Below are 12286 nucleotides of genomic sequence, written 5' to 3'. Positions count from 1 at the left end.
GGCAGACCGCTCAGCCGACCTCGACCCGCTCTTCCGCGTCCCTCTTGGCCGCGTCGAGCAGGTCCGCCCAGCTCACCACGTCGGGACGGCGGCGCAGCAACGCCCGCCGCTCCCGTTCGGTCATGCCTCCCCACACGCCGAAGTTGATCCGGCCGTCGAGTGCTTCGGCGAGGCATTCCGTCCGGACCGGGCAGCCCATGCAGACCGCCTTGGCCCGGTTCTGCTCCGCGCCCCGGACGAACAGGCCGTCCGGGTCGGCGTCCCGGCAGGACGCGTTCATTCGCCAGCTCGACTGGTTGGTTTCCATACCCCCAGCTCCCTACCCTGGTGATCGACGCACCAGCGGGGAAAGGCACTGCGCTCCTTGCCCCCGCGAGCGTGTCTCCCTCTGCTCACGTCGGTTCCGGGCACCTCCCCGGTGCCGGTGCCGCCGTTCGGACCAAGCGAGCTCCCACTCGCGTTGATCCATCCGTCGGCTTTTCTTCGTGAGACGTTGACGGACTGTAGGGGCCCTCGGTTCCCCCCGTCGAGACCTAGAATGCCTTCCGTTACCAGATGTCACTGAAGGGGGTCGGTTTTGTCACTGAATTCACACCTCCGGAGACACGGCGTCACCGGCGCCTGACTCACTCCGCGTAGGCTGGCCCTCGTGCGAAAAGCGGATGGTTTGTTCAAGCTCATCGGCCTCTGTCTGCTCGCGGGGGTGCTCGTCGCCGGCATGCTCTTCCCGGTCGTGGGGGCCGCCGGTGTCATGTCCAACCAGGCCAGCGAGACGGTGGAGAAGACGTCCTCCGACCTCGCGGACATCCCTCCGCCGCTGGTCACGACGGTCACCGACAACACCGGGAAGCCGATCGCGACCCTGTACGACCAGTACCGGCTGCCGGTGAACGAGAACCAGATCAACGAGGCCATGAAGTGGGCGCTGGTCTCGGTCGAGGACAAGCGGTTCTACGAACACCACGGCGTCGACTGGCAAGGCACGCTGCGTGCGGCCGTCAGCAACTCCACGGGCGCCGACACGCAGGGTGCCTCCACGCTGACGCAGCAGTACGTCAAGAACTACCTGATCAACGTCGTCTACCGGAACGACCCGGTCGGCCAGAAGAAGGCCCAGGAGCAGTCGGTCGCCCGCAAGCTGAAGGAAGCGCGGATCGCGATCCAGCTCGAGACGAAGCTGAGCAAGCAGCAGATCCTCGCCGGGTACCTGAACATCGTCGAGTTCTCCCGGCAGATCTACGGGATCGGCGCCGCCGCGCACGCGTACTTCGACACCACGCCGGAGAAGCTGACCGTCCCGCAGGCCGCACTGCTGGCCGGCCTGGTGAACAACCCGATCAACAACGACCCGTGGAAGCACGCCGACAAGGCCACCGCGCGCCGCAACCTGGTCCTCGACCGGATGGTGGAGAACAAGAAGCTGGCCAAGGCCGACGCCGACCGCTTCAAGGGCGAGCCGCTGGGCGTCGTGGCGGACTTCCCGGCCAAGCCGGCGGCCAACTGCATCGGCGCGGGCCCGGAGTCCGGGTTCTTCTGCCAGTACGTCGAGGACTACCTCCTCAAGTCCGGTCTGACCAAGGACCAGCTCTACACCGGCGGCTACACGATCAAGAGCACGCTGGACGAGCGCGCCAACCACGAGGCGAAGGTGTCGGCCGAGGCGCAGGTGAAGAAGACCCAGCCCTACGTCGCGAACACGCTGTCCCTGGTCAGACCGGGCAAGGACCGGCACGAGGTGGTCGCGCTGGCCGCGAACCGCGACTACGGCCAGAACCAGGACGAAGGCCAGACGACGTACGCACTGCCCACCGGCGTCTACAACACCGGCGGCGCGGGGTCGACGTACAAGATCTTCACGTCGGCCGCGGCGCTCGACAAGGGCGTGGCGGGCATCTATTCGCCGGTCGATGTGCCGGACTCCTACACCTCGCACGTGTTCACCGGTGGTGGCAACAGCTGCCCGAAGACCGGTCCGCCGTTGAACTCCAGGTGGTACTGCGTGGGCAACGCCGGTGACTACAGCCGGATCGCCCAGGGCGCGACCCTGCAGACCGCGCTCGCGACGTCGCCGAACACCGCGTTCGTGGAGCTCGAGGACCGGCTCGGCAGCACCGCGCCGGGCATCGACATGGCCAAGCGGCTGGGCATGCGCGACACGATGGCGAGCAACATCGGTGGTGGCACGGTCGACCCGAAGTCCGACGACCCGGGTAGGAACAAGAGCCAGGCGGAGGCCTACGGCCCGAACGGCCGCAGCCCGGGCTTCGGCGCGTTCACCCTGGGCTTCAGCCCGCTGAGCGGCCTGGAGCTGGGCAACGTCGCGGCGACGCTCCTGTCGGGCGGCGTCTGGTGCCCGCCGACGCCGATCGCCGCGGTGACCGACCGCAACGGCGCGCCGGTGCCGGTCAAGGAAGCCCCGTGCGAGCAGGCCGTGCCGGAAGCCCTCGCGAACACGCTCGCCGTCGGCATGAGCAAGGACGACCAGCCGGGCGGCACGTCGGCCGCAGCGGCGAGCGCCGTCGGCTGGGACCGCCCGATCATCGGCAAGACGGGCACGACGCAGGGCAACGTCTCGGCGACGTTCGTCGGCGGCACCCCGCAGCTGGCGGGCGCGGCGATGACGTTCAAGTTCGGCGGCGGCCAGGGCGGCATCTGCGACGCGGGCCCGGGCAACGTCCGGGTGTGCGGCGGCGGGAACATCTTCGGCGGCAAGGCTCCGGCCCGCACGTGGTTCGGCGCGATGAAGAACATCATGGACGCCGGCCAGCCGAGAATGGAGCTACCGCAACCGGATCCGCAGTACATGGGCGGCGGCGCCCGGTAGCCGTCACGAAAGCCGAAGGGGCCGGTACCGCCGGCCCCTTCGGCTTTCCCGGCTCAGTCAACCGGTGATGATCTGCTGGCCGCCATGGTAGCCGGACCGACCACCCTTGTCCGCGGGAAAGCCCAGCCGGTCAGCCGCCGGGCATGTCGGACAGGATCTCCATGTTCCACCAGTAGTACAGCTGGTCCAGCTGGTCGTTGTTCGTGACCTTCGTGGACAGCAGGATCCCGCCCATGAGTTTCTTCGTGTCCGTCCACACGAGCTGGGCGGGGTCGCCGAGGAAGCACGTCAGGTACTCCCCGCCGACCGGCGCCCGCGTCTCCGCGCGGTAGTACGTGCCCCAGATCTTGGGCACCTTCAGGGGCCGGCAGGCGCCCTGGGCGTCGTTGCGGGCGAGACCCTGCTCCTCGACGACGGCCTTGAACCACTGGTCCAGCGACGCCGCGTCGGAGAAGCGCAGGAACTTCGCCCCGGTCGGCTGCGGGAACACCACGTTGCCCGCCTTGACGTCCCCGACGTTCGAGTCCCCGCACTGGACCGCCGCGGACGCGCCGGGCGGCACCTGCGCGTCTTCGCACGTGTATTGCTTGTAGACGGCCGGAAGCGACTCGTACAGCTTGGTGTCGTGGGCCGGCTTCGATTCCGAAGTGGACGGTGGCGCGGTCGTCTCGGGCGTCGGCGACGACGACGATGTCGTGATGGTCACCGGCGGCGTCGGGCCCGGGCCGCCGGTCTGCGTCGTCCGGTCCTTGGTCACGACGTACGTGATCACCAGCGCGACCACGACGACGCCCGCCAGCGCGGCACACAGCGCGATCCACCGGTTCCGCTGGGACTTCGCCTGCGGCCGAACCGGGACCGGGGCGCTCGTCGGACCCGCGTACGTCCCGGTCGGGGGCCCTCCGTAGGGCGCGGTCGGCATCGGGCGCGGCGGGGTCAGCGGGGCCGAGGGCGTCGGCGGGCTCGCCGGGGCCGGGGTCGTGTGCTGCCACGTCGGCATCGGCGGCGCGGGCGCGGCGATCGCGGCCCGGACGGCGTCGGCGAAGGCTTGCGCCGTCGGGTACCGGTCGGCGGGGTTCTTCGCCATCCCGCGCGCCACCACCGCGTCCAGCGCCGGCGGCAGCCTGGGCCGCTCCCGCGACAGCACCGGCGGCGGCGTGGTCAGGTGCGCACCCATCTGCGCGGCCGCGCCCTCCGCCGGGAACGGGCGCCGCCCGGTGAGGCACTCGAAGAACACGCACGCGAGCGCGTAGACGTCGACGAGCCCGGTGATCGGCGCCTCGCCGAAGCGTTCGGGCGCCATGTAGTCGAGGGTGCCGATCACGTTGCCGGTCCCGGTGATCGACGTGCCCTCCGCGGTCATCGACCGCGCGATGCCGAAGTCCACGAGGTACACGAAGTCGCTGCTCGTGACGAGCACGTTGGACGGCTTGACGTCCCGATGCACCAGGCCGTCCTCGTGGGCGGCGTCGAGCGCGCCCGCGACCTGCTCGACGATCCCGGCGGCCCTGGCCGGCTCCAGCGGCCCGTCCGCCAGGAGCTCCTTGAGGTCGCGGCCCTCGACGAGCCGCATGTCGAGGTACAGCCGGCCGTCGATCTCACCGTAGGCGTGGATCGGGATCACGTGCGGCTCGCGCAGCCGCGCGACGATCTGCGACTCGCGGCGGAACCGCGCGCGGAAGGCTTCGTCGGCGACGAAGGGATCGGACAACAGTTTCAGCGCGACGACGCGGTCGTGCGCGGTGTCGTAGGCGCGGTGGACCTCACCCATGCCACCGCGGCCGAGCAGGCCCTCGATCCGGTACGGCCCGAACTGCTCCATCGTTCTCCCCAAGCCCCCCGGCTGGTCTCCCGTCATCGGGCCGACGCAAATGCTAAGCGGGAGGTTCCCCGGAACGGGGGCGAAGTCATCCAACCGTTGAGCACGTATCCTGGACCTCGTGAGCACGCTCAGTAACACAAGCACGTCGGGGGCGACCGCGAAGCGCCTCGCCGCGGGGACGCTGGCGCTCGGCGCCGCGACCCTCGGTTACGCCGTCGGCATCGAACGGCGCCACTGGACCCTGCGCACCGCCCAGCTCCCGGTGCTGGCGCCCGGATCACGGCCGTTCACCATCCTGCACGTCTCCGACCTGCACATGCTGCCGGGACACCGGAGCAAGCAGCGCTGGGTCGCGGCGCTCGACGAGCTCGACCCCGACCTCGTCGTCAACACCGGCGACAACCTTTCGCACCGGCAGGCGGTCCCGTCCGTGCTGCGTGCGCTGGGCCCGCTGCTCGACCGCCCCGGCGTGTTCGTCTTCGGCAGCAACGACTACTACGCACCGAAACCCAAGAACCCGGCCCGGTACCTGATGCCGACGGGCAAGAAGAAGCGCATCCACGGCGTCCAGCTGCCGTGGCGTGACCTGCGCGCGGCGTTCGTCGAGCACGGCTGGACGGACCTGACGCACGTCCGCCGCACGATCGACGTCGGCGGGCAGGCGGTGTTCGCGGCCGGCGTCGACGACCCCCACCTGCGCCGCGACCGCTACGCCGACATCGCCGGCCCGGCCGACAGCGGCGCGGCGGTCCGCATCGGCGTCACGCACTCGCCCGAGCCGCGGGTGCTCGACACGTTCGCCACGGACGGTTACGACCTGGTCCTGGCGGGCCACACCCACGGCGGCCAGCTCCGGCTCCCGGGTTACGGCGCTTTGGTCACGAACTGTGAGCTGGATCGCAGCCGGGCCCGCGGCGCCTCGCGGTGGGGCGCGCACATGTGGCTGCACGTTTCGGCCGGGTTGGGGACCTCACCCTGGGCCCCGGCGCGGTTCGCGTGCCCGCCGGAAGCGAGCTTGTTGACCCTGGTCCCGAGGGGATCGGGGTCACCCAAGTCGCCTAAGTCGGCCCCCCGAAAAGCCCGCGACACCGTCCGCTAGACTTCTCCACGACCCGTTAAGCAGTACCTCGGGGTGTGGCGCAGCTTGGTAGCGTGCCTCGTTCGGGTCGAGGAGGTCGTGGGTTCGAATCCCGCCACCCCGACGAGAGTGCCGAGAGGGCCGGTGTGTTGGCGGAAAACGCCAACCGTGCTGGCCCTCTCGGCATTTTTTTGGGGTCGAACCCCAAACCCCGCCGGGCGGCTTCGCCCCCGGACCCCCGCGCGCCCCGGCTATCGCGTCGCAGTCACTTCGACCCAGCATTGACTGAAATCGCCGTCGCCGCCGCGGACCCACGTGAGCGCCGAACGGGCCGCGCTCGCCAGCTGGTCGCGGTTGCGCCCGAAGTCCGGGTTCGCCACCGCTTCACTCAGCCGCGCCTCCACGTACTTCGCCAGGTCGCGGTAGCTCATGTCGGAGCGGTACCGGGCTCTCGACACGATCTCCGTGAACCCCGCCGTCGCGCACTGGTCGGCGATCACCCGGCCGGCGAACGGATTTCCGCCCGCCTGGCGGCGCAGCAGGTAGTGCCCTCTCAGCGCCGCGTCGACGTTCGCCGTCTTCGGGCGCAGGCGGGCCTTGCTCCAGTCCGAAGTGGACAACGCCAGCCTGCCGCCCGGCTTCAGCACGCGGCGCAGTTCCGCCAGCGCGTCCAGCGGGCGGGAGAGGTGCTCGATCAGTGCGTGCGAAAAAGCCACGTCCACGCTCGCGGCGGCGAACGGCAGGTCGTAGGCCGACGCCACCACGAAGTCCACTGTGGACCTTCCGGCTCGGCGCGCGGCATCGCGGGCCATCGCGACCTGACCCGCGTCGACGTCGACGCCCGCCACCCGGGATCCCGCAGCGAGGCCGAGGGTGATCGAGCCGGGGCCGCAGCCGAGGTCGACCACCCACATCCCCGGCCCGAACAGCGGCTGGGCGAACGCCGCGCGCTCCGCCGCCGTGCGCGCGGACATCATCGAAACCGCGTCTCGCCCGTAGCCCGGCGCGTAACCCTCCAGCACCCCGCACACAGTACGGCCAGAAGGTGGCAGGATCGAGGGGTGAGCACGCAGTCAGCCAAGCAATTCCCGCCCGCGGTGGTCCCGGACCGGCTGTTCGACGACGCCGAAGCCGAAGCCCGCTGGCGCGCCCGCTTCCACGCCCCCCGCATCTCCACACCCGACTGGGCCCGCGACGCCCCCGACGCCAACATCTACGTCTCCAATTCCAGCGGCGTCTGGGAGGTCTACGCCTGGAACCGGGCGACCGACGAGCACCGCCGCGTCACCGACCGGCCCAACGGCACCATGCACGCCACCCCCTCGCCGGACGGCGCGTGGATCTGGTGGTTCGACGACACCGACGGCGACGAGTTCGGCTCCTGGGTGCGCGAGCCGTTCGCCGCGACCGAGGGCAGCAAGCCCGAGAAGGCGGTGCCGGACGTCCACGACGGCTACCCGGCCGGCCTCGAGATCGGGGCGAACCTCGTCGCGGTCGGCGTCTCGACCGACGACGGCAGCGAGCTGTTCGCCCGGATCGGCGGTGAGACGCACCGCTTCTACAGCCACGCGGACGACGCCGGCATCGCGTCGCTCTCCCGCGACGAGAGCCTGATCGCCATCTCCCACTCCGAGCACGGCGACTCGCGCCACCCCGCCCTGCGGGTGCTCGCCGCCGACGGGTTCGCCACCGTCGCGGAGAAGTGGGACGGCGAGGGCAAGGGCCTGTCCGCCCTCGAGTTCTCCCCGCTGCCGGGCGACCAGCGCCTGCTGGTGCTGCACGAACGCCGGGGCCGCGAGGAGCTGCTGATCTGGGACGTCCGGGAGGACACCGAGACGGAGCTCGAGCTCGACCTGCCCGGCGAGGTCGTCGCCGGCTGGTACCCGGACGCGCGTGCCCTGCTGGTCGTCCACTTCCACGAAGGCCGCAGCTCCTTGTACCGCTACGACCTCGACACGGCCGAGCTGTCCTCTGTAGACACTCCGGCCGGCCGCATCGGCGGCGCCGGGGTCCGTCCGGACGGGACGGTCGAGTACTCGTGGTCCAGCGCCGCCGAGCCGGCCGCGGTCCGCGCGCGGACCGCCGACGGAGCCGACTCGGTGCTGCTCGAGCCCCCGGGCGAGCGGGCGCCGGGGTCGGAGCCGGTGACCGACGCGTTCGTCGAAGGCGTCGGCGGCCGGATCCACGCGCTGGTCTCGCGGCCTTCGAACGCGCCGGAGGGTCCGCTGCCGACGGTGTTCTCGTTGCACGGCGGCCCGCACGCCGCGGACGAGGACCGCTTCTCCGCCTACCGCGCGACCTGGCTCGACGCCGGGTTCGCCGTGGTCGAGGTCAACTACCGCGGCTCGACCGGCTACGGCTCGGCCTGGCGCGACGCGATCGAGGGCCGGCCCGGCCTGACCGAGCTGGAAGACGTCGCCTCGGTGCACGACTGGGCCGTCCAAAGTGGACTCAGTGATCCGGCCAAGTGCGTCGTGAACGGCGCTTCGTGGGGCGGTTACCTGTCGTTGCTGGCGATCGGCACCCAGCCGACGCGGTGGGCGGCGGCCGTCGCCGGGGTGCCGGTGGCGGACTACGTCGCCGCGTACGAGGACGAGATGGAGCAGCTGCGCTCGTTCGACCGCGCGCTCTTCGGCGGGTCGCCGGAGGACGTGCCCGCGGTGTACCGGGAGTGCTCGCCGATCACGTACGTCGACGCCGTGACGGCGCCGGTGCTCGTGCTCGCGGGTGACAACGACCCGCGCTGCCCGATCCGCCAGATCGAGAACTACCTCGACCGGCTCGGCGGCCGCGACCTGCACCACGAGTTCTACCGCTACGACGCGGGCCACGGCTCGCTGGTGATCGCCGAGACGATCAAGCAGACGTCGATCGAGGTCCACTTCGCGCTGCGAGCCCTCGGCCTGCGCTGACCCGGCAAGTCCGTGAATGTCGCATTGAGGGACTCTAAGTCTCTCAATGCGACATTCACGGCTTTCAGCGTTCGGAGTGCAGGACGCCGCCGGTGGCCCAGTGGTCGGCGCCGATCTCCACCAGCGTCACCTGGACGCCTTCGGGCTTGCCGCCGCAGGTGCGGACGAACGCGTCGGTCAGCTCCCGGACCAGAGCGCTCTTCTGGGCGGGCGTGCGACCGGGGAACATGGCAACGCTGATCATCGGCATGACGCGCAGCCTAGAGCCCCCGCTTCACCGACTGCAGCTTCGTGACGGCGGTGGCGTCGCCCTCGAAGTCGAGGTGCACGGCGTCGCGGCCGAAAACGAACAGCAGCAGGTCCACCGGCTCGCCGACGATCGTGACCGGGTCCGGCCCGGTCTTGACCGCGGCCTCCCGGCCGTCCTTCGTGCGGAGCGTCACACCGACCGGCGACTTGCGCAGGTTGAGCTTGGCGGCGCCCTTGGCCGAGCGCCACGCCGCGGCGTCCCGGGTGGCGTCGGCGGGCCGCGGCTCCCAGCCCGGCTGCGCGCGCCGGACGTCTTCGTGGTGGACGAGGAACTCGGCGGTGTTGGTCAGCTCGTCGAGCGGGCCGATCGCGGTGGGCCAGAACTTCGACGGCCCCCGGCGGACCTGCTCGACCAGGCCGGCCCACGGCTTCGCGGCGTAGCTGTCCTGCACCTTCTGCGTGTACCCGGCGAGCGCGGGCACCACGATCCCGGGCGCGGCGTCCGGACGGTGCTCACGCACGACGAGGTGCGCGGCGAGGTCCCGCGTCGTCCAGCCTTCGCACAGTGTGGGCGCGTCCGGCCCGAGGTCTTCGAGGAGCGAGCTCAATGCCTGGCGTTCGTCAGCAGCGACACACATGTGGTCGACGTTACTCGCCGGTACCCGCTCTGGCGACGGGAAGAGACGGCGGGCACGTGTCGTTGATCGGAAGGTGAGCCGACTCTTCAGCCCGATCACCGTCCGCGGCCTGACCCTGCCGAACCGCGCGTGGGTGTCGCCGATGTGCCAGTACTCCGCGACGGACGGCGTCCCGGACGACTGGCACCTCGTCCACCTGGGCCAGTTCGCCACCGGTGGCGCCGGGCTCGTCATGACCGAAGCGACCGCCGTCGTCCCGGAAGGCCGGATCAGCCCGCGGGACACCGGCATCTGGAACGACACGCAGGCCGAGGCGTGGCGCCGGATCGTCGGCTTCGTGCACCGCCAGAACACGGCGATCGGCATGCAGCTGGGCCACGCCGGCCGCAAGGGCTCGACGCGGCGGCCGTGGGAAGGCAGCGGCAGCGTCCCGGAGCACGAGGGCGGCTGGCAGAGCGTCGGTGCCGACGCACAGCCCTTCGGCGCCTACGCCCCCGCGCGGCCGCTGACCACGGACGAGGTCAGCGCGCTGCCCGAGGCGTTCGCCGAAGCCGCCAAGAGGGCGGTCGACGCCGGCTTCGACCTGCTCGAGCTGCACTTCGCGCACGGCTACCTGGTGCACCAGTTCCTCTCGCCGCTGTCGAACTCCCGCACCGACCGCTACGGCGGCGACTTCGAAGGCCGCACCCGGCTGGCGCTGGAGATCGCCGACGCCGTCCGCGCCACGACCGACGTCCCGCTGTTCGCCCGGCTGTCGGCCACGGATTGGACGGACGACGGCTGGACCCTCGACGAGTCCGTCCGGCTGGCGAAGCTCCTCGCCGAACGCGGCATCGACCTGATCGACACCTCGAGCGGCGGCAACACCCCGAACCCGGACATCCCGGTCGGCCCGGGCTACCAGGTCCCGTTCGCCGAGCGGATCCGCACCGAAACCGGCCTCCCGACCGGCGCGGTCGGCATGATCACGAACCCGCAGCAGGCCGAGGACATCATCGCCGGCGGCGAAGCCGACGCGGTGTTCCTGGCCAGGGCCCTGCTGCGGGACCCGCACTGGCCCCTGCGAGCGGCGAACACCCTCGAAGCGGACGTGCACTGGCCGGACCAGTACGCCCGCGCCAAGTCCTGGCACTGACCCGCTGACCGCACCTCGCGTGATCCCGCGCGGAACTCGCGTGATCAGAGACGTGACTCGCGTGATCGAGCACGGAACTCGCGCTGACCGGCCTTTCCGGCTCCGATCACGCGAGTTACGGCCTCGATCACGCGGGCCGCGCCGAGTCCTGGCACTAGTGGTGGAAGGCGGTCGCCTTCGCAGGGTCCTTCGGGCGACCGCCCTCCTTTTCCAGGTCCGGCAGCAGGCGCTTCAGGTCGGCCAGCAGCAGGTCCGCGAGGTCGTGCGTGAAGCCGTTGCGGACCACGATGCGCAGCACCGCCAGGTCCGTCCGGTTCTCCGGGAACGTGTACGCCGGCACCAGCCAGCCGCGCTCGCGCAGCCGTCGTGACACGTCGAAGACGTCGAACCCCGCGTCCGCGCGGGTCGTGAACGCGAACACCGGCAGCTGGTCACCGCGGGTCAGCAGCTCGAAGGGCCCCAGCGCGGCGATCCCGGACGCAAGGTGCATCGCGACGTCCCGCGAAGCCTGTTGTACGGCGCGGAACCCCTCACGGCCGAGCCGCACGAACGTGTAGTACTGCGCCGCGACTTCGGCACCCGGCCGGGAGAAGTTGAGCGCGAACGTCGGCATGTCGCCGCCCAGGTAGTTCACCTTGAACACCAGCTCCGACGGCAGTGCGTCCTGGTCGCGCCAGACCACCCAGCCGACGCCCGGGTACACGAGCCCGTACTTGTGGCCCGACGTGTTGATCGACGCCACCCGCGGCAGCCGGAAGTCCCACTCCAGGTCCGGGTCGAGGAACGGCGCGATCATCGCGCCCGACGCGCCGTCGACGTGCACCGGGATGTCCCAGCCGGTGCGCTCGGCCAGCGCGTCGAGCGCCGCGGCGATCTCGGCCACCGGCTCGTAGCTCCCGTCGAACGTCGAGCCGAGGATCGCCACCACGCCGATCGTGTTCGCGTCGCAGCGGGCGACGGCCTCCTCGGCCGAGAGGTGGTACCGGTCGCCGTCCATCGGCACCAGCCGCGGCTCGACCTCCCAGTACTCGCAGAACTTCTCCCAGCAGACCTGGACGTCGGCGCCCATCACCAGGTTCGGCTTCCCGGTGCGGCCGAGGCGGGACCAGCGCCGCTTCAACGCCATCCCGGCGAGCATGCAGGCTTCGGACGAACCGGTCGTCGAGCAGCCCATGATGTCGGCCGGGTCGGGCGCGTGCCAGAGGTCGGCGAGGATGTTCACGCAGCGCCGCTCCAGCTCGGCCGTCTGCGGGTACTCGTCCTTGTCGATCATGTTCTTGTCGACGCACTCGGCCATCAGCTCCCGCGCCTGCGGCTCCATCCACGTCGTGACGAACGTGGCGAGGTTGAGCCGCGCGTTGCCGTCGAGCATCAGCTCGTCGCGCACGAGTTGCAGCGCCGTGTCCGGCGGCAGCGAGTTGTCGAGCAGCTTGTCGTGCGGCATGACGAAGCCTGCCGCGAGCGCCGGGTTCGCCCCGGCGTACATCGGATTCGTGCCGCCCACGCGGTCCGGGCGATCCGTTTTCCCCTGATGCAGCACCATGCCGCCGAACGTACTGCGAATCACGGGCTTCGGCAGACGCGAAAGGGGCCGTTCCACCCGGAACGGCCCCTTTCGCGCGGAAAAA

General features: G+C 70.9%; 10 protein-coding genes and 1 tRNA gene. 5 read left to right on the top strand and 6 right to left on the bottom strand.

All coding sequences use genetic code 11. The features are described 5' to 3' along the window. Window positions 1-10: 10 nt before the first annotated feature. Window positions 11-307, bottom strand: coding sequence for a WhiB family transcriptional regulator (locus QRX60_RS14245; protein WP_286001256.1), 297 nt, complete (start codon window positions 305-307; stop codon window positions 11-13). A gap of 342 nt (window positions 308-649) precedes the next feature. On the opposite strand from QRX60_RS14245, the gene QRX60_RS14240 reads away from it, so the two are divergent. Continuing rightward, a complete protein-coding gene (locus QRX60_RS14240) occupies window positions 650-2824 on the top strand; it encodes a transglycosylase domain-containing protein (protein ID WP_286001255.1) in 2175 nt (724 codons plus the stop codon). A 130-nt stretch (window positions 2825-2954) separates the two neighbouring features. On the opposite strand, the gene QRX60_RS14235 is transcribed toward QRX60_RS14240, so the two are convergent. Beyond that, complete coding sequence (locus tag QRX60_RS14235) at window positions 2955-4646, bottom strand: serine/threonine-protein kinase (protein ID WP_286001254.1); 1692 nt, start codon at window positions 4644-4646, stop codon at window positions 2955-2957. Between the two features lie 118 nt (window positions 4647-4764). Between QRX60_RS14235 and QRX60_RS14230 the strand changes: the two genes are divergently transcribed. After that, entirely contained in the window at window positions 4765-5745 is a 981-nt protein-coding gene (locus QRX60_RS14230; RefSeq protein WP_286001253.1) for a metallophosphoesterase, read from the top strand. 29 nt (window positions 5746-5774) lie between these two features. Further along, window positions 5775-5848, top strand: a tRNA-Pro gene (locus tag QRX60_RS14225). A gap of 127 nt (window positions 5849-5975) precedes the next feature. On the opposite strand, the gene QRX60_RS14220 is transcribed toward QRX60_RS14225, so the two are convergent. Continuing rightward, a complete protein-coding gene (locus QRX60_RS14220; RefSeq protein ID WP_286001252.1) occupies window positions 5976-6746 on the bottom strand; it encodes a class I SAM-dependent methyltransferase in 771 nt (256 codons plus the stop codon). Window positions 6747-6785: 39 nt separating this feature from the next. Here QRX60_RS14220 and QRX60_RS14215 point away from each other — a divergent pair, with 39 nt between their 5' ends. Then, window positions 6786-8636, top strand: coding sequence for a prolyl oligopeptidase family serine peptidase (locus QRX60_RS14215; RefSeq protein WP_286001251.1), 1851 nt, complete (start codon window positions 6786-6788; stop codon window positions 8634-8636). A 64-nt stretch (window positions 8637-8700) separates the two neighbouring features. Here the strand turns inward: QRX60_RS14215 and QRX60_RS14210 are convergent, their stop codons facing one another. Together QRX60_RS14210 and QRX60_RS14205 are read right to left on the bottom strand one after the other, a co-directional pair. Next, the gene (locus QRX60_RS14210) at window positions 8701-8886 is read right to left on the bottom strand and encodes a tautomerase family protein (RefSeq protein WP_086859558.1); all 186 of its coding nucleotides are present in this window, start codon (window positions 8884-8886) and stop codon (window positions 8701-8703) included. Window positions 8887-8896: 10 nt separating this feature from the next. Then, window positions 8897-9523: a TIGR03085 family metal-binding protein gene (locus QRX60_RS14205; RefSeq protein ID WP_286001250.1), complete on the bottom strand. Its 627-nt coding sequence runs from the start codon at window positions 9521-9523 to the stop codon at window positions 8897-8899. Window positions 9524-9596: 73 nt separating this feature from the next. Here QRX60_RS14205 and QRX60_RS14200 point away from each other — a divergent pair, with 73 nt between their 5' ends. After that, entirely contained in the window at window positions 9597-10658 is a 1062-nt protein-coding gene (locus QRX60_RS14200) for an NADH:flavin oxidoreductase/NADH oxidase (RefSeq protein ID WP_286001249.1), read from the top strand. A 154-nt stretch (window positions 10659-10812) separates the two neighbouring features. On the opposite strand, the gene QRX60_RS14195 is transcribed toward QRX60_RS14200, so the two are convergent. Continuing rightward, a complete protein-coding gene (locus QRX60_RS14195; protein ID WP_286001248.1) occupies window positions 10813-12201 on the bottom strand; it encodes a glutamate decarboxylase in 1389 nt (462 codons plus the stop codon). Window positions 12202-12286: the final 85 nt, after the last annotated feature.

Source organism: Amycolatopsis mongoliensis, assembly GCF_030285665.1.
GTDB lineage: Bacteria > Actinomycetota > Actinomycetes > Mycobacteriales > Pseudonocardiaceae > Amycolatopsis > Amycolatopsis mongoliensis.
Note: the sequence above shows the minus strand (reverse complement) of the source record. Positions and strands in the feature narration are given on the sequence as shown.

What these genes read in the sequence shown, in the direction of transcription:
- QRX60_RS14210 (WP_086859558.1), bottom strand. Translation starts at nt 8,886, where the DNA reads ATGCCGATGATCAGCGTTGCCATGTTCCCCGGTCGCACGCCCGCCCAG.
- QRX60_RS14205 (WP_286001250.1), bottom strand. Translation starts at nt 9,523, where the DNA reads ATGTGTGTCGCTGCTGACGAACGCCAGGCATTGAGCTCGCTCCTCGAA.
- QRX60_RS14195 (WP_286001248.1), bottom strand. Translation starts at nt 12,201, where the DNA reads ATGGTGCTGCATCAGGGGAAAACGGATCGCCCGGACCGCGTGGGCGGC.
- QRX60_RS14235 (WP_286001254.1), bottom strand. Translation starts at nt 4,646, where the DNA reads ATGGAGCAGTTCGGGCCGTACCGGATCGAGGGCCTGCTCGGCCGCGGT.
- QRX60_RS14245 (WP_286001256.1), bottom strand. Translation starts at nt 307, where the DNA reads ATGGAAACCAACCAGTCGAGCTGGCGAATGAACGCGTCCTGCCGGGAC.